Source organism: Jiangella alkaliphila, assembly GCF_900105925.1.
Lineage (GTDB): Bacteria > Actinomycetota > Actinomycetes > Jiangellales > Jiangellaceae > Jiangella > Jiangella alkaliphila.
This window is the reverse complement of record NZ_LT629791.1, coordinates 5,867,647-5,892,954: the sequence shown is the minus strand read 5'-3', so window position 1 is coordinate 5,892,954 and position 25,308 is coordinate 5,867,647. Positions and strand designations below refer to the sequence as shown.

General features: G+C 72.8%; 21 protein-coding genes and 1 pseudogene. 9 read left to right on the top strand and 13 right to left on the bottom strand.

Features of this window, described 5'->3' with window-relative positions:
- Positions 1–260: 260 nt before the first annotated feature.
- Positions 261–2,492, bottom strand: a complete 2,232-nt coding sequence (locus tag BLV05_RS27095; protein WP_046771397.1) for an MMPL family transporter — start codon at positions 2,490–2,492, stop codon at positions 261–263.
- Positions 2,493–2,622: 130 nt separating this feature from the next.
- On the opposite strand from BLV05_RS27095, the gene BLV05_RS27090 reads away from it, so the two are divergent.
- The 4 genes and pseudogenes from BLV05_RS27090 (at position 2,623) to BLV05_RS38775 (ending at position 6,753) form a co-directional block, all read left to right on the top strand.
- The gene (locus tag BLV05_RS27090) at positions 2,623–3,822 is read left to right on the top strand and encodes a sensor histidine kinase (RefSeq protein ID WP_046771396.1); all 1,200 of its coding nucleotides are present in this window, start codon (positions 2,623–2,625) and stop codon (positions 3,820–3,822) included.
- On the top strand, positions 3,819–4,496 hold the full coding sequence (locus tag BLV05_RS27085; protein ID WP_046771395.1) for a response regulator transcription factor: 678 nt from the start codon (positions 3,819–3,821) through the stop codon (positions 4,494–4,496). Before BLV05_RS27090 ends, BLV05_RS27085 begins: the two co-directional genes overlap by 4 nt.
- 203 nt (positions 4,497–4,699) lie before the next feature.
- Positions 4,700–5,748: pseudogene (locus tag BLV05_RS38780) on the top strand (glycerophosphodiester phosphodiesterase family protein); the annotation flags it as partial.
- Positions 5,740–6,753 carry a glycerophosphodiester phosphodiesterase family protein gene (locus tag BLV05_RS38775; protein ID WP_407717048.1) on the top strand — a complete coding sequence of 338 codons (1,014 nt, stop codon included), beginning with the start codon at positions 5,740–5,742 and terminating at the stop codon, positions 6,751–6,753. The pseudogene BLV05_RS38780 and the gene BLV05_RS38775, both read left to right, overlap by 9 nt.
- A 65-nt stretch (positions 6,754–6,818) precedes the next feature.
- On the opposite strand, the gene BLV05_RS27075 is transcribed toward BLV05_RS38775, so the two are convergent.
- Entirely contained in the window at positions 6,819–7,418 is a 600-nt protein-coding gene (locus BLV05_RS27075; RefSeq protein WP_046771394.1) for a LysE/ArgO family amino acid transporter, read from the bottom strand.
- A 70-nt stretch (positions 7,419–7,488) separates the two neighbouring features.
- Between BLV05_RS27075 and BLV05_RS27070 the strand changes: the two genes are divergently transcribed.
- Positions 7,489–8,406, top strand: a complete 918-nt coding sequence (locus tag BLV05_RS27070) for a LysR family transcriptional regulator ArgP (RefSeq protein WP_231948625.1) — start codon at positions 7,489–7,491, stop codon at positions 8,404–8,406.
- Here BLV05_RS27070 and BLV05_RS27065 read toward each other — a convergent pair.
- The 5 genes from BLV05_RS27065 to BLV05_RS27045 form a co-directional block, all read right to left on the bottom strand.
- Positions 8,382–8,975 carry a TetR/AcrR family transcriptional regulator gene (locus BLV05_RS27065; RefSeq protein WP_046771393.1) on the bottom strand — a complete coding sequence of 198 codons (594 nt, stop codon included), beginning with the start codon at positions 8,973–8,975 and terminating at the stop codon, positions 8,382–8,384. The genes BLV05_RS27070 and BLV05_RS27065 overlap by 25 nt on opposite strands.
- Entirely contained in the window at positions 8,959–10,515 is a 1,557-nt protein-coding gene (locus BLV05_RS27060) for an MFS transporter (protein ID WP_046771392.1), read from the bottom strand. The genes BLV05_RS27065 and BLV05_RS27060 overlap by 17 nt, the downstream gene beginning before the upstream one ends.
- A gap of 119 nt (positions 10,516–10,634) precedes the next feature.
- Complete coding sequence (locus BLV05_RS27055) at positions 10,635–11,282, bottom strand: response regulator transcription factor (RefSeq protein WP_046771459.1); 648 nt, start codon at positions 11,280–11,282, stop codon at positions 10,635–10,637.
- Complete coding sequence (locus BLV05_RS27050; protein WP_052762915.1) at positions 11,279–12,532, bottom strand: sensor histidine kinase; 1,254 nt, start codon at positions 12,530–12,532, stop codon at positions 11,279–11,281. The genes BLV05_RS27055 and BLV05_RS27050 overlap by 4 nt, the downstream gene beginning before the upstream one ends.
- Before the next feature lie 36 nt (positions 12,533–12,568).
- Positions 12,569–13,009 (bottom strand): hypothetical protein, encoded by a 441-nt coding sequence (locus tag BLV05_RS27045; RefSeq protein WP_052762914.1) that lies wholly within the window; start codon positions 13,007–13,009, stop codon positions 12,569–12,571.
- 158 nt (positions 13,010–13,167) lie between these two features.
- Here BLV05_RS27045 and BLV05_RS27040 point away from each other — a divergent pair, with 158 nt between their 5' ends.
- Both BLV05_RS27040 and BLV05_RS27035 read left to right on the top strand, forming a co-directional pair.
- Positions 13,168–13,968 carry an ABC transporter ATP-binding protein gene (locus tag BLV05_RS27040; RefSeq protein WP_231948623.1) on the top strand — a complete coding sequence of 267 codons (801 nt, stop codon included), beginning with the start codon at positions 13,168–13,170 and terminating at the stop codon, positions 13,966–13,968.
- Positions 13,965–15,428 carry an FtsX-like permease family protein gene (locus BLV05_RS27035; protein WP_052762913.1) on the top strand — a complete coding sequence of 488 codons (1,464 nt, stop codon included), beginning with the start codon at positions 13,965–13,967 and terminating at the stop codon, positions 15,426–15,428. The genes BLV05_RS27040 and BLV05_RS27035 overlap by 4 nt, the downstream gene beginning before the upstream one ends.
- On the opposite strand, the gene BLV05_RS27030 is transcribed toward BLV05_RS27035, so the two are convergent.
- Complete coding sequence (locus BLV05_RS27030; RefSeq protein WP_046771390.1) at positions 15,422–17,050, bottom strand: thiamine pyrophosphate-binding protein; 1,629 nt, start codon at positions 17,048–17,050, stop codon at positions 15,422–15,424. The two genes, BLV05_RS27035 and BLV05_RS27030, sit on opposite strands and share 7 nt — an antisense overlap.
- Complete coding sequence (locus BLV05_RS27025; protein ID WP_046771389.1) at positions 17,050–17,823, bottom strand: cyclase family protein; 774 nt, start codon at positions 17,821–17,823, stop codon at positions 17,050–17,052. Before BLV05_RS27025 ends, BLV05_RS27030 begins: the two co-directional genes overlap by 1 nt.
- Positions 17,824–18,026: 203 nt before the next feature.
- Here BLV05_RS27025 and BLV05_RS27020 point away from each other — a divergent pair, with 203 nt between their 5' ends.
- Both BLV05_RS27020 and BLV05_RS27015 read left to right on the top strand, forming a co-directional pair.
- Complete coding sequence (locus BLV05_RS27020) at positions 18,027–18,740, top strand: tetratricopeptide repeat protein (protein WP_046771388.1); 714 nt, start codon at positions 18,027–18,029, stop codon at positions 18,738–18,740.
- A gap of 32 nt (positions 18,741–18,772) precedes the next feature.
- The gene (locus BLV05_RS27015; RefSeq protein WP_046771387.1) at positions 18,773–19,405 is read left to right on the top strand and encodes an alpha-ketoglutarate-dependent dioxygenase AlkB; all 633 of its coding nucleotides are present in this window, start codon (positions 18,773–18,775) and stop codon (positions 19,403–19,405) included.
- Positions 19,406–19,913: 508 nt separating this feature from the next.
- Here BLV05_RS27015 and BLV05_RS27010 read toward each other — a convergent pair.
- The 4 genes from BLV05_RS27010 to BLV05_RS26995 form a co-directional block, all read right to left on the bottom strand.
- The gene (locus BLV05_RS27010; protein ID WP_083421320.1) at positions 19,914–21,320 is read right to left on the bottom strand and encodes an IS1380 family transposase; all 1,407 of its coding nucleotides are present in this window, start codon (positions 21,318–21,320) and stop codon (positions 19,914–19,916) included.
- Between the two features lie 140 nt (positions 21,321–21,460).
- Positions 21,461–22,318: an IS5 family transposase gene (locus BLV05_RS27005; protein ID WP_157524380.1), complete on the bottom strand. Its 858-nt coding sequence runs from the start codon at positions 22,316–22,318 to the stop codon at positions 21,461–21,463.
- A 231-nt stretch (positions 22,319–22,549) separates the two neighbouring features.
- On the bottom strand, positions 22,550–23,956 hold the full coding sequence (locus tag BLV05_RS27000) for an IS1380 family transposase (RefSeq protein WP_083421331.1): 1,407 nt from the start codon (positions 23,954–23,956) through the stop codon (positions 22,550–22,552).
- A 287-nt stretch (positions 23,957–24,243) separates the two neighbouring features.
- Positions 24,244–25,218: a helix-turn-helix domain-containing protein gene (locus tag BLV05_RS26995; protein WP_046772382.1), complete on the bottom strand. Its 975-nt coding sequence runs from the start codon at positions 25,216–25,218 to the stop codon at positions 24,244–24,246.
- Between the last annotated feature and the right edge of the window lie 90 nt (positions 25,219–25,308).

The following is a 25,308-nucleotide window of genomic DNA, read 5'->3' as shown; positions in this document are numbered from 1 at the left end:
CTCACTGGGTGTTCCTCCCAAGTGCTGAGGGCGCCAGGTGAACCGCTGTGAACAGTCCGCCCGGTAGCCCATCTCTGGACTACTTCGGGCGGATTCCCGATGTAGTTAGCCGATCAGGATGACACTTAGACATGCACTCCGTCAACAGGTAGCCTTGGTCACGGCAGGGGGAGGTGCTGTGAACACCAGTGATCCCAGCCAGGCCCCGGTGCGTGCTACTACGGCTCCGCACCGGGGCTTCTTGCGGCCTGCGTGGTGCGTTAGGCGCTGCCCACCGGTTCCGGCTCGGGCTGCTCCGTGGCCGCGGGCAGGAACAGCTCCGGCCGGCCCTCGACGTAGAGCTGCGGCATCCGGCGTTCCAGCCAGCGCGGCGACCACCAGTTCGCCTTGCCGAGCACGTGCATCACGGCCGGGACCAGCAGCATGCGCACGATGGTCGCGTCGATGAGGATCGCCGCCGCCATGCCGACGCCGAGTGACTTCAGGACGACGTCCGGGCTCGGGACCAGGGCGGCGAACACCGTCACCATGATCGCCGCGGCCGCCGTGATGACCCGCCCGGTGCCGGCCAGCCCGTCGACGATCGCGCGGGCGTTGCTGCCCGTCCGCAGCCACGACTCGCGCATGCGGCTGATCAGGAACACCTCGTAGTCCATCGACAGCCCGAAGAGCACGGCGAACATCACCACCGGCACGTACGCGGGCATCGGCGTCTCGGTCTCGACGCCGACCAGCTGGCCGACCGTGCCGCCCTCCAGCACCAGCGCCACCACCCCATAGGCGGCGGCGACGGAGAGCAGGTTCATCACCGCGGCGGTCACCATGACGACGACGCTGCGGAAGGACACCAGCAGCAGCACCATCGACACCGTCACCACGCCGCCGATCAGCAGCGGCAGACCGTCGGCCATCGACTCGTTGACGTCGATCGCGGCCGCCGTCACCCCGCCCACGTGCACCTCGACGGGAGCGCCCGGGATCACGTCGTCGCGCAGGGTGTGGACAAGGTCCTCCGTCGCGGCGTCCTGTGGACCGGTCGCCGGGATGACGGTGAGCAGCGCGGCGTCGCCGGCCTCGGTGACGGACGGCGGCAGGACGGCGGCGACCCCCGGCGTCGCGGCGACCGCCTCGCCCAGCGTCGGCAGCGCGTCCGCGTCACCCGCATCGGGCAGGTCCGCGACCAGCAGCAGCGGCCCGTTCGCGCCGGCGCCGAACCCGTCGGCGAGCCGGTCGTACGCCTGCCGGCTGGAGTGGCTGTCCGGGTCGTTCCCGGCGTCGGGGAAGCCGAACCGCGCGTCCAGGAACGGCGCCGCCAGCGCCAGCATCAGCCCGCCGCCCAGCACGACGGCGAGGACGCTGCGGCGCTCGATCAGCCGGCTCCACCGCAGCCAGCCCCGCGACGGCGCCAGGTGACCACCCTCGGCGACCGCCACCGCGCCGCGCCGCCGCCGCCCGATCGGCAGCCGCCACCGCTCGATCCGGTGCCCGAAGAACCCCAGCAGCGCCGGGAACAGCGTCGCCGCGGCCGCCATGACGACCACGACGGCGACCATCGTCACCACGGCCGCGCCGCGCATGAACGACAGCCCCATCGCGAACAGCCCGAACATGCTGACCATCACCGTGCTGCCGGCGACCATGACGGCGCGCCCGGCGGTGTCCAGCGTCGCGACGGCGGCCCGCTCCGGTTCCAGCCCGGCGGCCCGCCACTCGCGGAACCGCGTCACCATGAGCAGCACGTAGTCGATGCCCAGCGCGATCCCGATCAGCGACGCCAGGATCGGCGCCCAGTCGGGCACGTCCAGGACCGCCGCGACCAGCCCGGCCAGCATCGAGCTGACCGCCAGCCCGGCGATGGCGACGCCGATCGGCAGCCCGGCCGCGACCACCGTCCCGAACGTCACCAGCAGGATGACGGCCGCGGCCACCAGCCCGACCATCTCACCGCCGAACTCGCCGGACTCGGCGATCCGGATCGTGTCGCCGCCCAGCGCGACGTCGAGCCCCGGCCGTGACGCCGACTCAGCGGCCGTCAGCAGCCGCTCGGTGTCCTCGACCGGCATGTCCTCCGGCGCGTCGACGCCGAGGTTGAGCCGCGCCACCAGCGTCTGACCGTCCGGCGCCAAACCTCCGGGCGCCGTGTACGGGTCGTCGACGGCGGTGACGTGCGGCAGCGTGCGCAGCTCGTCGAGCAGCGCGCTGACCTCGGCCTGAACGGACGGGTCGGTCACCGGCCCGTCGGAGCGCACCACCACGTCCACCGGCTCGCCGGACTGGGCCGGGAACCGGTCGGTGAGCAGCCGCTGCGCCTGCTGCGAGTCGCTGCCGGGGCTGGAGTAGTCCACGTCGTACTCGCCGCCGAACGCCGCGGCCAGGCCCACGGCGACGGCCAGCGCCGCCGCCCAGCCGATCAGCACCCGCCAGCGGTGCCGGAACGCCACGCCGGCCAGCCGCCCCAGCGGCCCCGGCCTGTCTGTCGGTGTAGTCCTCATAGGGCGATCCTGGAACGCAGCCCCGTCCCCGTCGTCGGCCACCGAGCGCGGGCCGCTACGCCAGCGGGAGTAGGCCGGTGCGCCGCACGGACGACGCGGGGCGGTGGTGCACCTGGCTACCATCCTTGCCATGGAGCGGTTGGTACGGCGCCTCCCGACGCTGTCGGCGCCGACGCAGGACGTGCTGATCGCCGGATTCGTCACGCTGCTGCAGGTGCAGGGCACGCATTCGGCCATCCTGGCCGACCCCGAGTTGGCTGGGCCGGTCGACGTCCTCGGCTGGGCGGGTCACGGGCTGCTGATCCTCAGCGGCCTGATCCTGCTGGTGCGGCGGCGCTGGCCGATCCCGGTGTTCATGGCGAACGCCGCCATCAGCGTGGTCTACTTCGCGGGCGGATATCCGGACGGCCCCGGCTGGCTGGCGCTGTTCGTGAGCATCTACACGGTGGCGGCGCACGGCGACGGCCGCCGCTCGCTGGTCGTCCTCGCGAACTCGCTGGGCGTGCTGGCCATCGTCTGGATCGCCACGACCGACGTCGGCGAGGGCGAGCGGATCGGCTGGCTGGCGTTCCGCATCGGCGCGACCATCATGGCCGCCGCGCTGGGGGAGTCGATCCGCTCGCGCCGGGTCATCGCCGCCGACGCCGTCCAGCGGGCCGAGGTGGCCGAGCGAACCCGCGACGAGGAGGCCCGCCGCCGCGTCGACGCCGAGCGGCTGCGCATCGCCCGCGAGGTGCACGACACCGTCGCGCACGCCATCGCGATCATCAACGTGCAGGCCGGGGTGACGGCGCACGTGCTGGACAAGCGGCCGGAGCGGGCCCGCGAGACGCTGCTGACGATCGAGCAGACCAGTGCGCGAGCGCTGCGTGAGATGCGCGCCGTCCTCGGCGTGCTGCGCGGCGACGACGACGGCTCGCCCGGGCCGAGCCTCGGCGCGCTGGACGAGCTGCTCGCGGTGGCGCGGCGGGCCGGCTTGGACGTGACGGTGGCTGGCTCGGTGCCGTCCGGGGTGCTGCCCGACGACGTCGACCGCGCGGCCTACCGCATCGTCCAGGAGGGCATCACCAACGTCATCCGGCACGCCGGGCCGGCCCGCGTCACCGTCGGCCTCGAGCTGCGCGACGGTGAGCTGCGGGTCGAGGTGGCCGACGACGGCGGCGACCTGAGCGGCCCGGCCGGCCCGCCGGTCGAGCCCGGCCGTGGCCTGGCCGGCATGCGCGAGCGCTGCGAGCTGCTCGGCGGCGCGTTCGAGGCCGGTCCCGACGGCGACGGCTTCCGGGTCTGCGCCCGGCTGCCGCTCAACCGCGTCGAGGCCGCCGCCCGATGACCGATCTCGTCAGGGTCCTGCTCGCCGACGACCAGGTGCTGGTGCGCGCCGGCTTCCGCGTCCTGCTTGACGTCGAGGACGACATCGACGTGGTCGGCGAGGCGGCCACCGGGGCCGAGGCGATCGAACGCTGCCGCGAGTCGCGTCCCGACGTCGTGCTGATGGACATCCGGATGCCCGGCCTCGACGGCATCGAGGCGACCCGCCGCATCGCCGCGATCCCCGGCCTGGAGCGGGTGAAGGTACTGATCCTCACCACTTACGACACCGAGGAGTACGTGTTCGACGCGCTCGAGGCCGGCGCCAGCGGGTTTCTGCTCAAGGACGCCGGCCCGCAGGAGCTGCTGCACGCTATCCGCGTCGTCGCCGCCGGCGAGGCCCTGCTCGCCCCGAAGATCACCCGGCGGCTGATCGCCCAGTTCACCGCGGTCCGGGCGGCTCACCTGGTGGCCGAGGACCGCCTCGGCGTGCTCACCCAGCGCGAGCGCGAGGTACTGGCGCTCGTCGGCACCGGCCTGTCCAACGCCGAGATCGGCGCCGCCCTCTCGCTCAGCCCGGCCACCGCCAAGACCCACGTCAGCCGCGCGATGATCAAGCTCGGCGCCCGCGACCGCGCCCAGCTCGTCGTCATCGCCTACCAGACCGGCCTGGTCAGTGCCCGCCCGCTGACCTGATGCCGGAGGGTTATGCAAAAACCGATGGCGATGGGGGGCCGAAGGTCTCCCTGAGCCATCGGTCCAGGGCGAATGCTGACTGGAGAGAGTTCGTGATCTTTGCATAACGCGACTCCTGAATATGGCTGCCGGTCGGCTGCCCGTCACCTGACCACCCCGCGGTGTTCAACCGGCGTCAACACGATCGTGCCATGTCGAAGACGATGACCACCTGGCGGCCGGTCGCGGCCCTGGCCGCCGCCGTGCTGGGCGCGGGCCTGCTCGCCGCGCCGGCGGAAGCGAAGCCGGCCGAGACCCGGCCGGGGCAGAGCCGCTCGTTCGATCTGCAGGCCCACCGCGGCGGGCTCGGGCTGCGGTCCGAGAGCACGCTCGCGTCGTTCGGCAACGCCCTGCAGCTGGGCGTGACGACGCTGGAGCTGGACATCCAGATCACCAAGGACGGCTACGCCGTCGTGACGCACGACCGGCGGATCAACCCGGCCAAGTGCCAGGACACCGCGCCAGTCACACCGGGCGACCCGCAGTTCCCGTACGCGCAGGGCCGCTACATCAAGGACCTCACGCTGGCCCAGGTGCGCACGCTGGCTGCGGCAGCCGCCAGCTGGCCGGCTACCCCGAGCAGCAGGTCGTGCCCGGCGCCGGCATGCCGCTGCTGAGCGAGGTGTTCGACCTGGTCGAGCGGTACGACGCCGACGACGTCACGCTGAACATCGAGACCAAGGTCGAGGCCGGCGCGCCGCACGAGACGGCGCCGCGCGAGCAGTTCGTCCAGGTCGTCGCCCGGGAGATTCGCGACGCGAAGATGGACAAGCAGGTCACCATCCAGTCCTTCGACTGGGGCGCACTGATGCGCATGGGCGAGGTCGCGCCGCGGCTGCCGCTGGTCGCGCTCACCAATTACGACTTCCTGCAGGTCGACCGGCCGGGCGCCTCGCCGTGGCTGGGCGGCATCGACATCGACGACTTCGGCGACGACCCGATCGCGGCGATCAAGTCCTTCGGCGCCGACGCGTTCTCGCCGGTGCACGGCTTCCCGCAGGGCGGCTCCGTCAACGACCCGGGCTACGTCCCGTACGTCACGAGCGCGATGGTGCGGCACGCGCACCGCAACGGCATCGACGTCATCCCGTGGACCATCGACGACCCCGCGACGATGGAGAAGCTCATCGACGACGGCGTCGACGGCATCATCACCGACTACCCGGACCGGCTGCGCACCGTCATGGCCGGGCGCGGGTTCCGGCTGCCCGAGCCGATCGCGTCGCCGTTCGACGTCCAGGCGCACCGCGGCGGCCGCTGGGACCGGCCGGAGAACACGCTGCCGGCGTTCGAGCACGCGCTGGCCGACGAGGACATCTCGACGCTCGAGCTGGACACCGGCGTGACGGCCGACGGCGTCCTGGTGGTCACGCACGACCGCGCCGTCAACGGCTCGCACTGCATCGACACCGCCCCGGCCACCCCCGGCGACCCGGAGTTCCCGTACGTCGGGGACCTCGTCCGCGACCTCACACTGGCGCAGGTCAAGACGATCGACTGCGGGACGAAGACCTTGCCGGAGCTGCCCGAGCAGGTGCCGGCGCCGGGCGCGCGCATCCCCACCCTGGACGAGGTATTCGACCTCGTCGAGGCGAGCGGTCGCGACGACATCCGGTTCAACATCGAGACGAAGATCAGCCCGCTGGTGAACGACACGGCGCCGTACCGCGAGTTCACTCGCAAGCTGGTCACCGCGATCCAGGACGCCGACCTCGAGGACCGCGCGACGATCCAGTCGTTCGACTGGCGCACCATCCGCTACGCCCACCGGCTCGACGGCGACATCGAGACCGTCGCCCTGGTCTGGCAGTACGGCCCGGCCGAGTGCGCCTCGCTGGCCGACGAGTGCTCCCTGCAGGCCGTCTACGGCGACCCGTCCGTCAAAAGCCCCTGGACCGACGGGGTCGACTGGTGGCGCTCGGAGAACCTCGGCCTGGTGACCCGCCGGGCGGGCGCCTCGACGGTGTCGGCGAACTGGCAGGTCCACGACCCGTCGCAGGGCACCGTCGCCAACAGCGACTGGTACCTGCGCGAGGACCCGGCGTACTTCCACGGCCCGGAGATCGCCGAGCTGCACCGCCTCGGCGTCAAGGTGGTCCCGTACACCGTCAACGACGCGTCGATCATGCAGCGCCTCATCGACCTCGGCGTCGACGGCATCATCAGCGACGACCCGAGCCTGCTGATCGAGGTGGCGACGCTCAACGGCCTCGCCTGAGGTCTCGTACGCCCGTGAGGGGCGGTTTACTGGCGCTCTGGCACCAGTAAACCGCCCCTCAGCGGTCAGCCGAGCAGGAGGCCGACGCCGATGGCGGCCATGACCAGGGCGATCAGGCCGTCCAGGACCTGCCAGGCGCGCGGCCGCTCGAACACCGAGCTGAGCGATCGGGCGCCGAAGCCGAGCGCGGTGAACCAGGTGATCGACGCCGCCATCGCGCCGAGGCCATACAGCCAGCGGCCGTCGTCGCCGTGCTGGTTGGCCAGGGCGCCGAGCAGCACGACGGTGTCCAGGTACACGTGCGGGTTGAGGAAGGTGAAGCCCAGGCAGGCGAGCACCGCCGCCCGCGCCGTCGTCGCCGCACCGGAGCCGGCCACCAGCGACGACGGCCGCAGCGCGCGCCGGGCCGCCAGCGCGCCGTAGCCGAGCACGAACGCCGCGCCGCCGTACCGCGCGACGTCCAGCGCCCACGGGTGCGCCGTCAGCGCGGCGCCGAGGCCGGCGATGCCGGCGCCGATCAGCAGCGCGTCCGCCACCGCGCACACCACGACGACGGGGACGACGTGGCGGCGGGCGACGCCCTGGCGCAGGACGAAGGCGTTCTGGGCGCCGATCGCGACGATCAGCGAGAGCGACGTGGCGAACCCGACGGCGGCACTGGACATGCTGCCGACGCTAGGGTGCCCGCGCCCCGAAGGCCAGCTAAAGTTTCTACGCCTTCCTTAGAATGGCTTCATGATGCGCATCGACCTCGCCCAGCTCAGCGCGTTCGCCGCCGTCGTCGACGAGGGCAGCTTCGAGGCCGCCGCCCGCCGGCTGCACGTGACGCCGTCGGCGGTGAGCCAGCGGGTGAAGGCGCTGGAGTCGCGCCTGGGCCGGGTCCTGGTCAGCCGCACGCGCCCGGCCGGCGCCACGGCGGCCGGGCAGGTGCTGGCCCGCTACGCCCGCCAGGTGCGACTGCTGGAGACCGAGGCGCTGGCCGGCCTGACCGACGACGAGAACGACGAAGACGCCGACGGCGTCGAGGTGCGGCTGGCCGTCGCGGTCAACGCCGACTCGCTGGCGACGTGGTTCCTGCCGGCGCTGGCCGGGCTGGCGGAAGGACGCGGCGCCCGGTTCGAGATCCACCAGGAGGACCAGGACCACTCGGCGACGCTGCTGCGCGAGGGCGCCGTCATGGCCGCCGTCACCGCCGACCCGCGCGCCGTCCAGGGCTGCGTCGTCCGCCCGCTCGGCCGCATGCGCTACCTCGGCGTCGCGACGCCGGCCTTCGTCCGCCGCTGGTTCCCGGACGGCCCGACGGCGGCGGCGCTCGACGCGGCGACGACGCTGGTCTTCAACCGCAAGGACGCCCTGCAACTGCGGTTTGCCCGCGAGGTCGCCGGCCGCCGGGTCGACCCGCCGGTCACCGTCCTGCCCTCGTCCGTGGGCTTCGCCGACGCGACCATCCTCGGGCTGGCGTGGGCGATGCTGCCGGAGTCGATGGCCCGCCCCGCGCTGGACGACGGCCGGCTGGTCGAGTTCGCGCCCGGCCGGCACCTCGACGTGCCGCTGTACTGGCAGCGCTGGAAGCTCGCGTCGCCGCTGCTGGACCAGTTGACCGACGGCGTCGCCGCCGCGGCCGCGGGTCAGCTGCGGGCGCCGAACCCGTAGACCGTCGCGCGGGCCAGCGCCGCCGCCTCGTCGACACTGGGGAGGCGGATGCCGGTGAGGACGCGCATGAGGATCACGCCGGCCGGCCAGTCGAACATCAGCTGGCGGTCGACGTCGGGGGGCAGCTCGCCGCGGGCGATCGCGCGGTCGAAGATGACGCCGGCCTCGGCCAGCCGGTTGCCCAGGGAGATCCGGTACAGCTCGCCGACCCGCGGGTCGCGCCCGGCCTCCGTCGCGGCCAGCCGGAAGAACGCCCGGCCCTCGGCGCCGCCGGCCAGCCGGAGCAGGTCGGTGTAGACCTCGGTGAGGTCGCCGAGCAGCGTGCCGGTGTCGGGGACCCGCACCTCCAGCCCGAACAGCGCCTCGGCGGCGGCCAGGGCCAGCTCGTCCTTGCTGGCCCAGCGCCGGTACAGCGTCGCCTTGCCGACCCCGGCCCGCTCCGCGACCGCGTCGACCGTCATGCCGTCGATGCCGTGCTCCAGCAGCAGGCCGGCCGCGGCCTCGCGGATGCGCCGGTCCGCCTCCGGGTCGCGCGGCCGGCCGCGACGCGGCTCAGCTCGGCTGTTCATCGCGGGCGTGGCTGGGCAGCCAGATCAGCGCGACCAGCGCGCCGACCAGGATGACGATGCCGGCGACGGCGGTCGTCGTGGTCATGGCGTCGACGAACGCGGCGTCGGCGGCGTGGACGAGTGCCGTCCCGTGCTCGGCGGGCAGCTCTCCGGCGACGGCGTACGCCCCCTGGACGCTGTCCTCGGCGGCGTGCGCCGCGTCGGCCGGCAGCTGGGTCAGGGCGTCGTCCACCTGCGCAGAGTAGACGGAGTTCAGGATGGAGATCAGGACGGCCACGCCCAGCGCGCCGCCGACCTGGCGGACGGTGTCGTTGACGGCCGAGCCGACGCCGGCCTTGGCCCGTGGCACGGCGCCCATCACCGACTCCGTCGCCGGCCCCATCGCGAACGCCATGCCGAACCCCATGACGATCGTCGCGGTGAGGCCGCGCGGCGCGTAGCCGCTCTCGACCGTCGTCCCGGTGAAGATCCAGAACGACACCGCGAGCAGCGCCAGCCCGAACACCGTCGGCCACTTCTCGCCGACCCGCTGCGCCACAGCCATCGCCGCCGGACCGCCGATGACCAGCCCGATCGCCAGCGGCAGGATGCGCAGGCCGGCCTCGAGCGGTGTGTAGCCGAGCACCGTCTGCAGGTAGACGGACAGGAAGAACGCGGCGCCCATCATCGCGAAGAACACCAGCGTGATCGAGATCGCGGGCACGCTGAACCGGCGGTTGAGGAAGAACTCGACCGGCAGCATCGGGTGCGGGTGCCGGCGCTCCCACAGCACGAACCCGGCCAGGATCGCCAGCGACGCTACGACGGCGCCCAGCGTGACGGCGTCGGTCCAGCCGCGCTCCGGCGCCTCGATCAGCGCCCACACCAGCGCGACCAGCCCGGCGCACGACAGCGCCGCGCCGACGAGGTCCAGCCGCGGCGCCCGCCGGTCCCGCGACTCGGGCACCAGCCAGAAACCGAGCAGCAGGGCGGCGCCGGCGACCGGCACGTTGATCATCAGCGCCGACCCCCACCAGAAGTGCTCCAGCAGCCAGCCGCCGACGGCCGGGCCGCCGGCGATGCCGATGCCGGCCATCGCGGCCCAGACGCCGATGGCCCGCTTGCGCTCCTTCGGGTCGCGGAAGACGTCGATGAGGATCGACAGCGTGCTCGGCATGATCAGCGCGCCGCCCAGGCCCATGACCGTCCGGGCGGCGATGACGGTGCCCGCGTCGCCCGCCGTGGCGCCCCAGACTGAGGCGGCGCCGAACACGACGAGCCCGGCGGCCAGCGCGAGCTTGCGGCCGTACTTGTCGCCCCACGCGCCGGCGGTTAGCAGCAGCCCGGCGAAGGCCAGCGTGTAGGCGTCGATGATCCACTGCAGCTCGCTGGAGGTCGCGCCGAGCTCGCGCTGCATCGTCGGGATCGCGGTGTTGAGGACGGTCGTGTCCATGCCGATGAGGACGAGGCTCAGCGACAGCACGGCGAGCGTCGCCCAGCGGCGCCGGTGGGCGCGCTCGGGCAGCGTGGCGGACTCGGTGTCGGGCGGTGCGAGGGTCATGACCACTCCGGTGAAGGCTTTACGAGACTGATGAGTTCCGGAACTAAATACTAGACCCGCCAGTCTCGTAATTGAACCCGGAGTCGCCGTGTGCTCCGTCACGGTGTGGAGGGACGGGGTCAGCCGCCGGCGCCGTCGAGCCAGGCGAGGACGGCCAGGACGCGGCGGTTGTCGTCGGGGGCCTGCGGCAGGTCGAGCTTGGTGAAGATGCTGGCGATGTGCTTGGTGACCGCGCCCTCCGAGACGTGCAGGCGAGCGCTGATGGCGGCGTTGGACCGGCCCTGCGCCATGAGCGTCAGCACCTCGCGTTCGCGGTCGGTGAGCCGGTCGACCGGGTCGGGGCGGCTGGTCAGCAGGCCGGCCACGACCTCGGGGTCGAGCACCGTGCCGCCGGCCGAGACCTGCCGGACGGCGGCGAGGAAGCCGTCGACGTCGGCGACGCGGTCCTTGAGCAGGTAGCCGACGCTGCCCTGGCCGTCGGCGAGCAGGTCGCGGGCGTAGAGCGGCTCGACGTGCTGGCTGAGCACCAGCACGGGCAGCGCCGGGCGGGCGGCGCGCGCCATGGTCGCGGCCGTGAGGCCCTCGGTGGTGAACGTGGGTGGCAGCCGGACGTCGAGGATCGCGACGTCGAAGTCGTCCTTGGCCAGCGCCGCGGCCAGCGTGGCGGCGTCCTGCACCGCGTCGACGACCTCGATGCCGTCGGACTCGAGGATGCGGGTGAGTCCCACGCGCAGCAGCGCCTGGTCCTCGGCGATCAACGCTCTCAGCTGTGCCACGGCACCTCCAGGGTCACGGTGGTCGGGCCGCCGGCCGGGCTGGCCACCGCGACCGTCCCGTCGAACGCGGCCAGCCTGCGGGTGATGCCGGCCAGCCCGGAGCCCCGGGGGTCGGCGCCGCCGCGGCCGTCGTCGCCGACGACGAGGCGCACCCGGCCGGGCTCGGTGCTGCCGGTCACCCAGATGCGGGTGGCACCGGCGTGCTTGACGGCGTTCGCCAGGGCCTCGGCGACGGCGAAGTAGAGGGCCGACTCGACCGGGGCCGGGAGCCGCTCGGGCAGCCGCAGAGTCACCGTCACCGGGCCCGGCAGCGCGAGCGCGAGCGCCTCGACGGCGCCGGTCAGACCCCTGTCGGCGAGCGCGGGCGGGTGGATGCCGCGGACCACGGAGCGCAGGTCCTCCAGCGCCGAGACGGTGCCCTCGCGCGCCTCGCGCAGCAGCTCGAAGGCGGCCTCGGGGTCGGTCTTCATGAGCCGCTCGGCCAGGCCGACGTTCATGCCGACGGCGGCGATGCGGGCCTGGGGGCCGTCGTGCAGGTCGCGCTCGATGCGCCGCACCTCGGCGGCGGAGTGGTCGATCAGCTCGGCGCGGGTCTTCTCGACCTCGGCGACGCGTTCGGCCAGCCGGCGGGTCAGCGAGTGGCCGAGGATCGCCGCGTCGGCCAGCGCCCGCGTCCGCACCAGCCACGGCGTGCCCACCCACCACAGCACGGTCAGCGGCACGGCGAGCACCGTCAGCGCCGACCACACCGGCCCGCCGTCGATGAGCAGGAACACCCCGTAGACCGGCAGCGACGTCAGCAGCCCGATCGGCAGCATCGACAGCACCAGCCCGCCGGTCGCGGTGAATCCCACCAGCGCCAGCTCGCGCCAGCGCAGCGGATCGCGCACCCAACCGGCGATCAACCGCAGTGGCGAGCGCCGCGGGCCGTCGACGGGATGCTCGGGCAGGTCGGCGTCGAGCAGCCCTTCGGCGAGGGTGCGCAGGACGTTCACCAGCGCCGCCGTGCCGTACACCACGATCAGGGCGATCCACAGACCGATGCCGATGACGCTGAGCGGGACCGCCATGATCGCCAGGATCAGCAGGATCCAGGCGGGGACGGCGAGGGCGGCGGTCCCGGTGGCGACGGCGGTCAGCCGGAGCCGCTCGAGGATCCCCGGAGTGTCGACCGGGAACGGTGGCAGCGACACGGCCGGAGCCGGCCGGCCCGACGACCGGCCGTCGTCCGTGCGGTCCACCCGCCGCTCACCTCCCACCCTCGCCGTCGACACGGTTCATGCGATCGCGCGGGAACGGGCGCGACCCGGAACACGATGGTAGGACTCGTTCGCCCACCACAGTGCGGCAACGATGCCCGCGCCGCCTGCCGTCGAGTACAGCCACCACGGCACGTCCAGCCCGCCGGTGCCGATGCCGATCGCCAGCCAGACCACGATCTGCACGGCCGTCATCGCGATCCAGACACCGGTCGCGACCCGCAGCGCCATCGTGACGCCCCACGGCGGGACGCCGCCGCCGAGTCCCTCCAGCGCGAGGTAGAGGTCGTTGCGCGTCGTGGCCGCGGCCACCGCCTCGGTCCGCGATCGCGCCTCGGCGTCCGGCAGTCCTTCGTCGCGCCGGGCGGCCAGGACGGCCAGTGCCCGGGCCTTGTCCTCGGCGCCGGCGGGCACGGTGTCGGGCCAGAGCAGGCGCCGCGTCAGACCGTTGAGTTCCATCGTCTTCTCCTTCGCTCGTTTCGGTGTCTCCGACGCTACGGAGGCACGGTCGCGGGCTCGATCCGGTTGTGTCCCCGATCCGGGTGGACTTTCCTCCACCCCAGGTCGGGAGTCAGCCGTATCGCCCCTGACCTGCGGTGATCCGTAGCGTCGTCGGCATGGAAACCAATCGAGCGAACGAGGAGAACACGATGGACACCACTGCCGTGCAGGTGCGCCGGCTGGTCCGCGTCTACGGAGACCACCAGCGGGGTGTGCGCGCCCTCGACGGCGTCGACCTCGACTTCGCCCGCGGGTCCTTCACCGCGGTGATGGGCCCGTCCGGGTCCGGCAAGTCGACGCTGCTGTCGTGCATCGCGGGACTGGACCGGCCCACCGAGGGCGACGTCCTGGTCGACGGCGACAACGTCACGTTCTGGGCCGAGGACGCCCGCACCCAGCTCCGCCGCGAGCGGATCGGCTTCGTGTTCCAGAGCTTCCACCTGATGCCGTACCTCACGGCCGCGCAGAACGTCGCGCTGCCGCTGCGGCTGGCCGGGCGCAAGGCCGATCCGAAGCTGGTCCGGACCCTGCTGGAGCAGGTCGGCCTGGCCGGGCGGGCCGGTCACCTGCCCGCCGAGCTGTCCGGCGGCCAGCAGCAGCGGGTCGCGATCGCCCGGGCGTTCGCCACGTCGCCGGCCGTCGTGCTGGCCGACGAGCCCACCGGCGCGCTGGACACGGCGACCGCCAAGGACATCCTCCGGCTGCTGCGCACGGCCGTCACCGACCTGCGGCAGACGATCGTCATGGTGACGCACGACCCGGTCGCCGCCTCGTACGCCGACCGCGTCGTCTTCCTCGTCGACGGCCGGGTCGCCGGCCACATGGAGCACCCCACCGTCGACGCCGTCGCGGGCCAGCTGGCCCAGCTCGACCAGCTCGTCGCGGCCGCGCCGGCCGCCCCGGCGGTGGCCCGATGAGCGCGGCACGCACGGCGTCGCGGCCGGTTCGGCCGGTTCGGCCGGACCGGCCGGACCGGCCGAGCAAGCGGGCCCGGCGCGCGGCCGCGGGACTGACGCCGCCGGCTTCCACGAAGCGGCGCCCGGCGCGGCTGGGCAGCGTGGGCTGGCTGGCCCGGCCGTCGCTGCGGCACCGGCCGGCGGCATTCCTGGCCGCCGCGCTGACGGTGCTGCTCAGCACCGCCGTCGTCGGCCCGTTCGCGACGCTGATCGAGACCGCCCTGCACAGCAGCGGCGAGGACCGGCTGGCCCTGCTCATCATGGGCGGGGTGGTCGGCGGCTGGGGCCTGATCATCGTCCTCTACTCGCTGGCGTCGACCATCGGCATCACCGTCCGCCAGCGCACCGACGAGATCGTGCTGCTGCGGACCATCGGCGCGGCGGGCACGCAGGTCCGCGCGCTGGTGCGCCGCGAGACGCTGGTCATGGCGACGGTCGCGACCGCGCTCGGCGCCGTGCCGGCGTGGTTCGGCGCCCGCGCTCTGCTCGACGCGCTGCGATCGGGCGGACTGGTGAGCGACGACGTCCGGTTCCGCGGCGGCGGACTCGCCCTGCTCGCCACGGTCGTCGCGATCATCCTGGTGACGCGCCTGGCCGCCGCCCTCGCCGTCTCCCGGGCCAGCCGGGCGCCGGTACGCGAGGCGCGGGCCCAGCAGGTCGGCCCGTCGCGGCTGCCGCGCTGGCGGCTGCTGGTCGCCGCGGCGCTGGTGCTGTACGGCCTGGGGTTCGCCGTCGTGACGATGGCCGTCACCGCCCACTCCGACGACCCCTACGACGCCATGATGACCGCCGGCAACGCCAGCCTGCTGGTTAGCATCGGGCTGGCGGTGGCGGCGCCGCGGCTGCTGCAGCGGTTCGCCGGTGCACTGCGGGCCCGGTTCGCCCGCGGCGCCGCGAGCGAGCTGGCGCTGTCGAACGCGGCCCGCCGCGCCCACCTGCTCAGCTCGACGCTGGCGCCGGTGATCGTGCTGGCCGGCAGCTCGATCGGCACCCTGATGCTGGTCGACGTCGACGCGCGGTCCATGGCCGGCGCCGGCGGGGCGGACGAGGTGACGAAGCTGCTCAACATCGTGGTCGTAGTGATGATCTCGCTGTTCGCCACCATCATGGTGATCAACGCCTGGGCGGCGGCGGTGGCGCACCGCCGGGGCGAGCTGCGGCGGCTGTGGCTGGTCGGCGCCGCGCCCAGGACCGTCCGCCAGTCGGTCGTGGTGGAGGGTCTGGTGACGGGTGTCCTGGGGGCCGGGCTCGGGCTCGCGGCCGCGGCGGTCACCGTCGTGCCGTTCTCGTGGGCGCGCGGCGAGGGCCTGGTCCCCGACGGCGGGCTCTGGCTGGCCCCGGCCCTGGTGGCCGCGGTGATCGCGGTCGCCGTCGGGTCCGCCGCGGCCGCCGCCTCACGGGTGACGTTCGGCGGTCAGTGACCGCGGAACGCCTCCTCCAGCCACCACGAGCCCTGCGGCGCGGCGACCTTCGCGTCGACGAGCAGCGGCCGGCCGCGGTCGCCGTCCAGCCAGGACCGGACGGCGCCGAGGTCGGCCGCCGAGCGCACCGTGACCGCGTCGAACCCGTAGCCGGTGCCGACGGCGGCGATGTCGGTGTCCGGGAACGTGACGGTGTCCAGCGGCTCGCCGCCGGCGAAGTGGTGCACCTCGGCGCCGTACGCGTCGTCGTTGTAGACCACGACGACCATGGGCAGGCCGAGCCGCCGGACGGTGTCGAACTCGGCGGCCGCCATCAGCGCGCCGCCGTCGCCCAGGGCGGCGACCGGGAGCCGGTCCGGCCGGGCCAGTGCCGCGCCGACCGCCGTGGCCAGCCCGAGCCCGATCGACTGGTAGGCCTGCGTGAAGCAGAACCCGAACTCGTCCGGCACGGACAGGAACATGCTCGGGTAGCCCATGAAGTTGCCGGAGTCGACGGCGACGACCCGCTCGGCCGGCAGCAGGTCGTCCAGCGCGATGGTCAGCGTCCGCGGGTCGATCCGCCCGCCGCCGCCCCAGTCGTCGTACGCGACGTCGCGCCAGCGCAACCCGGCGTCCAGCCGCGTGCGTACGTCGTCGCTGCGGTAGCCGGCCGGGGCGTCGCGCCGGCCGCCCAGCGCCACCGTCAGGGCCGAGGCCACCGCGGCGCTGTCGCCGGCCACGCCGACGTCGACCGGGCGGTGCCGGCCGATCGCGTCGGCGTCGACGTCCACCTGCGCCACCCGCGCGCCGGCGCCGATCAGCCGGCCGTGCCGCATGGTCCACATGTTCAGCGCGCAGCCGAACCCGACGATGACGTCCGCCTCGGTGATCAGCGACGCGGCCAGCGGCGAGGCGAACCCGCCGGACACGTCCAGCGACCACGGGCTGCCGTGGAACAGCCCGCGCGCGACGGCGGACGTGGCGACCAGCGCGCCGCACGCGTCGGCCAGCGCGAGCAGCTCCGCGCGGGCGTGCCGCGCGCCCCGTCCGGCGATCAGCACCGGCCGCCGGGCCGCCGTGAGCAGCGCGGCCAGCTCGGCCACATCGGGCGGCGGCGGGGTCGAGGTCGCCGCCGCGGGCCGCACGCGCGCGCCGTCGTCGACCGGCAGCCCCTGCACGTCGAGCGGCAGGTTGACGACGACGGTGCGGCGCTCGTGCCGGGCCAGCGCGTACGCCCGCGCGACGTCGTCGAGGGCGGTCTCGGCCGACGCGACCCGGACCGACGCCGCGCCGACGGCGGCCGCGAGGGCCGGCTGGTCGACGTGGAAGTTGGACCGAGGGACGGTCGCCTCGGCGGCCAGCACCAGCAGCGGCGTGCGGCTCTTCGCCGCCTCGGTGAGGCCGGTCAGCGCGTTGGTGAGCCCGCAGCCCTGGTGGACGGTGACCGCGGCGACCTCGCCGCTCATCCGCGCATAGGCGTCGGCCATCGTCGCCGCGCCGCCCTCGTGGCGGGCCGCGACGAACCGCGCACCGCCCTCGACCAGTGCGTTCGTGACGTGGAAGTTGCCGCTGCCGACCACGCCGAACGCCTGCCTGACGCCGAGCCCGGCCAGCGCCAGGCCGGCGGCGTGCGCGACCAGCATCAGCGCTCGACCAGCGCCAGCACGCGCGCCGGGCTGCCCGACCCGCCGACGATCGGCAGCGGCGCGGCGACGACCACGGCGCCGGTCGGCGGCAGCTGGGCGAGGCTCTGCAGCTGCGTCAGCCCGTACTTGCCGGCGCCGAGCAGGAAGGAGTGGCACGGGAACGCCGGGTCGAACGAGTGCGCCGCGCCGGCGTCGGTGCCGACGGTCTCGACGCCGAGGCCGAGGACCGGCGCCTCGTCGGCCAGCCAGCGGGCGCACTCGACGCTGACGCCGGGCGTGTGCGGGCCGGTCTCGTTGGCGTTGAGGAACGCCTCCTGGTCGTCGGAGCGCGCGTCCCATCCCGTGCGCAGCAGTAGCCAGCCGCCGTCGGGCAGCGGGCCGTGCTCGGCCTCCCACGCCTTGACGTCGTCGATCTCCAGCAGGAAGTCCGGGTCGGCCGCCGCCCGCTCCGTCACATCGACGACGGCGGCCGGCGCGATCAGCCGGGGGAGCGGCACCTGCGCGACGTCTTCTTGGTCGCGGCCGCTGACCCAGTGCACCGGCGCGTCGAAGTGCGTGCCGGTGTGCTCGCCGGTGGTGATGTTGTTCCAGTACCAGGCCGGGCCGCGGTCGTCGTAGCGGCTGATCTCCTGCAGCTGGAACGGGACCGTCTGGCCGAACGGCTCGGGCAGCCTCAGGATCGGCGTCTGCGAACTGAGCGGCGCGGTGAGGTCGAGCACCTCGACGCGGCCGCCGGCGACGGCGGCGAGCAGGTCGGCGAGAACGGTCATGTCGGCTCCTTCGCGCGGAGTGATCGATCGCGCAGACATCCTCCTGGCTACGCCGGGCCGCCGTCCAGAGTCGATCGAGCCATGGACGTCGCCGCGCGTTCGTCTGCCGTTCGCCTTCGTCGGGTTGGCTCGGCCCGATGACCGACGATGTGGGCACGGGGGATGGCAGCCGGCCGCAGGGCCTGACGTCAGTCCCAAATGTAATGGCGCTGGTCGGCCACGCCGACGGGCTGGCCGAGGAGGGCCGCGAGGACGAGGCACGAGCGCTGTTCGAGCGGGCCATCGCCTCCGGCGTGCCCGAGGCGGTGTCCGAGGCGAAGGCGCTGCTCGGCGCCATGCTGGTGTCATCGGGCGACGTCGACGGCGGGCGGGCCCTGGTCGGCGAGGCGGTCGCGGCGGCGTCGCCGCCAGGCAACGGGCGGGCGCTGACGGTGCTCGGACGCGTCCTGCAGCACCTCGGCGACGACGCGGGCGCGGAGGCCGCGTGGCGGGCGGCCGCGACGTCGGGGCACCCGGACCGGGCGCCGGAGGCCGGCCTGCTGCTGGCCGAGCTGCTGCTCGCCCGGGCCGACGTCGACGCCGCGCGCGAGGCGTTCCAGCAGGTCATCGACTCCGGGCACCTGCTGTACGCGCCGCAAGCGGCGCACGACCTCGGGCTCGAGCTGCTCTACACCGCGCGCGACCCGCAGGGCGCCTACGCCGCCTGGAAGTCCGCCGTCGACTCCGGGCACCCCGAGTACGGCCCGCTGGCCGGCGTCCACCTGGGCAAGCTGCTGCACGACGGAGGCGACACCGAGAGCGCCCGCCGGGTCTGGCAGTGGGTCGTCGACTCGCGGCACCCGGTGGTCGGCCCCGAGGCGGCGCAGAACCTGCGGCTCACCGCGCCGCCCAAGAAGGGCTGGTTCCGCCGGGGGTAGAACATCCGTTCGAATCCGGGTAGCGTGGCGGCATGAGCGTTGCCTTCCAAGCCTCCCTGCTCGACGACGTCAGCGGCGCCACGCTCGGGCCGCTCGGCGGCGCCGTCGAGCGCACTGTGCTCACCCAGGGCGCCTGGGTCGACGTCCGGCGGGGGTGGGTGAGCGGGTCCGACCAGCTGTTCACCGGCCTGGTCGAATCGGTGCCGTGGCGGGCCGAGCGGCGCACCATGTACGAGCGCGTGGTCGACGTGCCGCGGCTGATCCGCTTCTACGGCGACGGCGAGCCGCTGCCCGACCCCCTGCTCGTCGAGGCGCGCGAGGCGCTGACCCGCCACTACGCCGCCGAGCTGGGCGAGCCGTTCACCACCGCCGGCATGTGCTTCTACCGCGACGGCCGCGACAGCGTCGCCTGGCACGGCGACACCATCGGGCGCAGCCGCACCGAGGACACCATGGTCGCCATCGTCTCGCTGGGCGCGCCGCGCTCGCTGCTGCTGCGCCAGCGGGGTGGGGGCAGCGCGACGCTGCGGTTCGCCGTGGGCCACGGTGACCTGCTGGTCATGGGCGGGTCGTGTCAGCGCACCTGGGAGCACGCGGTCCCGAAGACGGCGAAGCCCGTGGGGCCGCGCATCAGCGTCCAGTTCCGGCCCACCGGCGTGCGTTAGGCCTGCCGTGCGTCGGGGTTTGCCGAGTTGGCCGTCCCCCTGCTGCCCATTCTCTTAGCCGCGCACCCGCGCCTCAAGCGGACTATCGGCGCTTCGCGCGACGATGACCGCTTGACCCGCAGGCCCGCGGCCTAAGAACTGGCAGCTATCAGGGGGACGGGGAAGAACCGGGCACGCCCGCCAGATCTGCGCCGTCGGCGTCCTGGTCTCAGGTCACGTCCTGGTCCACCGTTACGCCAGCAAACGCTTACCAGGCATCCCCGCGTGACACAGGACCAGGACGTGACCTGAGACCAGCACGCCAGCCGTGTGGACCCAGGACGCCGGCTGTGCCCGCACTTCCCCCGTCCCCCTGATAGCTGCCCGCACTTAGCCTCGATCCACCGACCAGCTTGGTGACGTCGTCTGGTTTCAGGCGAGGTGGTTGTGATCACGTTGGGTGTGAGTGAGTTGCCGGTCTGCCCGGCTTTCCACTGGGGTTCCTTCTCGTGCCGGCGGGGGCTGGTGGTCAGGTGTGTGTCGTGGCGGGCCGGGGGAAGAGGGCGTTGTAGAGCGTGGACCACGCGGTCTGCCAGGGCCAGTTGGTCGGCAGGTGCAGGGTCAGACGCCGGGCGGAGGTGGCGATCCGGGCGGGGACGGTGATGAGTTTGCGGCGGATCGTCGCGGTGGTCGCCCTGGTCAGAGTGGGGGTCTTGGTCAGGGTCGCGGCGGCGCGGGTGAGGTTGAACGCCATGACCGCGCAGACGAGCCAGGCCGCGTTGGCGTTGAACACCCCGGAGGGCAGGTGGGCCAGCGCGGAGGCCTTGAGGTCGGCGTGGACGTTCTCGATGACCGCGTGGGCCCGGTGGGTCTGGTCCGCGGCGACGGTGTCCATCTCGGTGGTGTCGGTGGTGGTGAAGAAGGCGTGGAAGCGCCAGGAATCGAACAACGTGTCCTGGCCTTCGCTGTTGCGGGGGTTGAGATCGGGGATACGGCGGACCACGAGCCGGCCGGGGACCTGGTCGGTCTTGTTCTTGGAGGTGAACGCGGTGAAGGGAACCTCGGCGACCTCGGCACGAGAGTTCCATGTTCTGGTGGTCTCGTCGTAGACGGCGTCGGTGTATTTGATCGTGGTCCAGGCGGTCTCGGCGATGCCGGCGATGGCGCGTTTGACCGCCGGGTCCATCCGCACGGTGATCGAGACGTTCGCGCCGGCCTTCAACGCTGCGGTGACCAGGGCGTGGGAGTAGAACGCCGAGTCCGCCCGGACCAGCACGTCTCGGCCGGCCAGGTGGGTGCGGCGGATCAGGGCGAGGGCGTCGGTGGCCAGACGCGTCGCCCCGCGTGGGGACCCGGCCGAGCCGTTGCGCAGGCGCTGGGCGGCGATCACCGGCGCGAAGGTCTGGCTGGAAACGGTGGCCAGCACGGCGTTCAGGCCCCGCACCCCGGAGTACCCGAACCCCGCGCCCTGCTTCTGATAGCCGTGTACCTCCACGATGGTGTCGTCGATGTCGACCATCACCGTCGCGGTGTCTGCGGTCTCGCCCAGCAGGGCCGTGCGCTGGGTCAGGTTGATCAGAAACCGAGAGGCGATCGCGTCGGCTTGGCGGACATGGCCGAAGGTGAAGGCGCGCAGGAACGAGCCAAGTGTGGAGGGGGCGTAGATGCCGGCGAAGACCTTCCCCATCGCGCCGTGGCGTAGCAGGGCCATGTCGTCGATGCTGTCCGCGCCGGCGGTCATGCCGGCGACCAGGCCCGACAGCTTCAGCCCGGCGTTGGCGCCCTTGTCCGTCGGCACGCTCAGGTGCTCATCGCCCAGCTCGCGCAGCCGTGCCTCGCCGGCCAGGGCCATCGCCGGGACCAGGCCCGCCGACGACACGAGGTTGGGCTCATCGAAGGCCGCCGAGACGACCGGTCGGGTGTGAGAGAGTTGCATCTACGAGATGCCCTTCTTGAGCTGGCGATACGTGCCTTAGACAAGTCGTATCCTCCCAGCTCAGAAGGGCATTCTCACGCTCCCACGCCCTACCACGACACTCCACCTGTCGGTGGATCGAGGCTTAGAGGGCGTCTGGTCTAGATCTGTGGGGGTGCGCCTGAGTTGGCTGGTTCGTCGCGCCAGGTTTGGATGGTTTCGCCGGTGATCCGGCGGCTCATGTTGTCGATCATCGCCCAGTGGATCATGGTGCGGGAACGTTCTGGGAGCGTCTCGTAATCTCGGACTAATCGACGATGCAGCATCAGCCAGCCGAAGGTGCGCTCCACGGGCCAGCGCAGAGTCGGGTGGAAGCCCTTCAGCCCGGGGTCTTTCTGGACGACCTGAACGTCGATACCGCGATCGACACCACGCTGGGCGACGCTGGCGCGGTAGCCGCGGTCCACCCAAGCCTTGGACACGCCCGCGTGGCGATCGGCGAGGCGATCAACCAGGTCACGCCCACCTGCGGTGTCGTGCACGCTGGCCGCGGTGATCAACACCACCAGCAGCAGCCCCAGCGTGTCGGTGGCGATATGCCGCTTGCGTCCCTTGATCTTCTTGCCCGCATCGATGCCCTGATCGGACTCGGCCACATTCGACGACGTCTTCACCGACTGCGCGTCCAGGATCGCCGCGCTGGGCTCACTGGCCCGCCCGGCCGCTGCGCGCGCCGTGCCGCGCAGCAGGTCATGGATCTTCTCCGTCGTCCCGTCCTTCTCCCACTTGGCGTAGTAGTCATAGACGGTCTTGAACGGCGGGAAATCGTGCGGCAAGTACTCCCAGGCGATGCCGGTCCGGTTCACGTACAAGATCGCGTTGACGATCTCTCGCAGGTCATGGACGGGCTCACTGATCCCCAGCCCGCGCCGGGCCGCACGCCACCCGGACATGACCGGCTCGATCAGCGCCCACCGGGCATCGGACAGATCGCTACGGTACGGCGCCCTGGACATCACAACGACGAGCCCTACCACACCACCCGCCCAAGAACGAGGACCCGAACACCAGCCAACCTCACAACCAGAACATCAACGGATCAGACGCCCTCTTAGCCTCGATCCACCGACCAGCTTGGTGACGTCGTCTGGTTTCAGGCGAGGTGGTTGTGATCACGTTGGGTGTGAGTGAGTTGCCGGTCTGCCCGGCTTTCCACTGGGGTTCCTTCTCGTGCCGGCGGGGGCTGGTGGTCAGGTGTGTGTCGTGGCGGGCCGGGGGAAGAGGGCGTTGTAGAGCGTGGACCACGCGGTCTGCCAGGGCCAGTTGGTCGGCAGGTGCAGGGTCAGACGCCGGGCGGAGGTGGCGATCCGGGCGGGGACGGTGATGAGTTTGCGGCGGATCGTCGCGGTGGTCGCCCTGGTCAGAGTGGGGGTCTTGGTCAGGGTCGCGGCGGCGCGGGTGAGGTTGAACGCCATGACCGCGCAGACGAGCCAGGCCGCGTTGGCGTTGAACACCCCGGAGGGCAGGTGGGCCAGCGCGGAGGCCTTGAGGTCGGCGTGGACGTTCTCGATGACCGCGTGGGCCCGGTGGGTCTGGTCCGCGGCGACGGTGTCCATCTCGGTGGTGTCGGTGGTGGTGAAGAAGGCGTGGAAGCGCCAGGAATCGAACAACGTGTCCTGGCCTTCGCTGTTGCGGGGGTTGAGATCGGGGATACGGCGGACCACGAGCCGGCCGGGGATCTGGTCGGTCTTGTTCTTGGAGGTGAACGCGGTGAAGGGAACCTCGGCGACCTCGGCACGAGAGTTCCATGTTCTGGTGGTCTCGTCGTAGACGGCGTCGGTGTATTTGATCGTGGTCCAGGCGGTCTCGGCGATGCCGGCGATGGCGCGTTTGACCGCCGGGTCCATCCGCACGGTGATCGAGACGTTCGCGCCGGCCTTCAACGCTGCGGTGACCAGGGCGTGGGAGTAGAACGCCGAGTCCGCCCGGACCAGCACGTCTCGGCCGGCCAGGTGGGTGCGGCGGATCAGGGCGAGGGCGTCGGTGGCCAGACGCGTCGCCCCGCGTGGGGACCCGGCCGAGCCGTTGCGCAGGCGCTGGGCGGCGATCACCGGCGCGAAGGTCTGGCTGGAAACGGTGGCCAGCACGGCGTTCAGGCCCCGCACCCCGGAGTACCCGAACCCCGCGCCCTGCTTCTGATAGCCGTGTACCTCCACGATGGTGTCGTCGATGTCGACCATCACCGTCGCGGTGTCTGCGGTCTCGCCCAGCAGGGCCGTGCGCTGGGTCAGGTTGATCAGAAACCGAGAGGCGATCGCGTCGGCTTGGCGGACATGGCCGAAGGTGAAGGCGCGCAGGAACGAGCCAAGTGTGGAGGGGGCGTAGATGCCGGCGAAGACCTTCCCCATCGCGCCGTGGCGTAGCAGGGCCATGTCGTCGATGCTGTCCGCGCCGGCGGTCATGCCGGCGACCAGGCCCGACAGCTTCAGCCCGGCGTTGGCGCCCTTGTCCGTCGGCACGCTCAGGTGCTCATCGCCCAGCTCGCGCAGCCGTGCCTCGCCGGCCAGGGCCATCGCCGGGACCAGGCCCGCCGACGACACGAGGTTGGGCTCATCGAAGGCCGCCGAGACGACCGGTCGGGTGTGAGAGAGTTGCATCTACGAGATGCCCTTCTTGAGCTGGCGATACGTGCCTTAGACAAGTCGTATCCTCCCAGCTCAGAAGCGCATTCTCACGCTCCCACGCCCTACCACGACACTCCACCTGTCGGTGGATCGAGGCTTAGACCGCGAGGGTGCGGGTCAAGCGGTCATCGCCGGCGCGAAGCGCCCAATAGTCCGCTTGAGGCGCACCCTCGCGGCTAAGAAAATGGGCAGCAGGGGGACGGCCCACTCGGCAACATCCGGCGCACCTGCAGCCACCCCAGCCGGATCGCCGCACGGCGTCATAGCCAGCCGCGGCGGGCCGCCTGGATGCCGGCCTGGAACCGGTTCGCCGCCTCCAGCTGGTCGAACAGCTGCCGCGTCCGCCGCCGCATCGTCCGCGTCGACAGGCCGAGCTGGCGCGCGATGGCGTTGTCCGTCAGCCCGGCCGCGAGCAGCCGCACCAGCTCGCGGTCGTGGTCCGGCGCCTCGTCGGCCGCGCCGCCGGACGACGAGCCGAGCGGCGTCGCCCGCGCCCAGTACACCTCGAACAGCTCGACCAGCGCGTCGAGCAGGGTGGACTCGCGGATCACCAGCCCCTGGGCGTGCCCCAGCTCCATCGACAACGGCAGCAGCGCGATCCGGCGGTCGGCGATGGCCAGCTTCAGCGGCAGTCCGGGCAGGACGCGGCCCTGCTCGCCGCGGCGGGTGAGGTCGTCGATCTCGTCCATCGCGCCGGGGATCTCCAGCGCCTCGGGCGCGTAGATCGCCCGCCAGTGCACGCCGCTGTCGAGGCGCACCGGCTCGACCGGGTTGACGGCGGCCAGGACGTACGGCGGGCGGTCCAGCACCATCATCTCCGAGCGGACCTGGTGCTGCAGCCGGACGAACCAGCGGCCCTGCTCTTCTGGCCCGTTGAGCAGCTCGATCGTGCTGCCGTCGCCGGCCTGGCGGCGGGCGGCGTGGAAGATCGAGGAGAGCGCGAGGGCGGAGCCGCGCACGTGGTCCAGCTCGCCGGCGCGCTCGCGGACCAGCGCCTCGAGCGCCGCCTCGGGGTCGACGGCGGTGTAGCGGCGGCGCCGGCCGGACATCCGGATCACCAGGCCGAGCGAGCGCAGCCGCCCGCACGCGCTGTCGACCCGGCCCTCGGGCTGGCCGAGCCGCTCCGCGAGCGCCGCTGGTGTTGCGTCGACGCAGGTCAGCAGTGCGCGGTAGACCTCCTCGTCGAACGGGCCGAGGCCCACCGGCGCGAGCGAGGGTGCGTCATCCGTCGTCATGGTCAGAATATGGCCGCATTGTGCCATCGGCCGCAACCGGCCAGCTGCAGCCATTGATACACGGAGTCACAGCCACTACGAATGTCGACA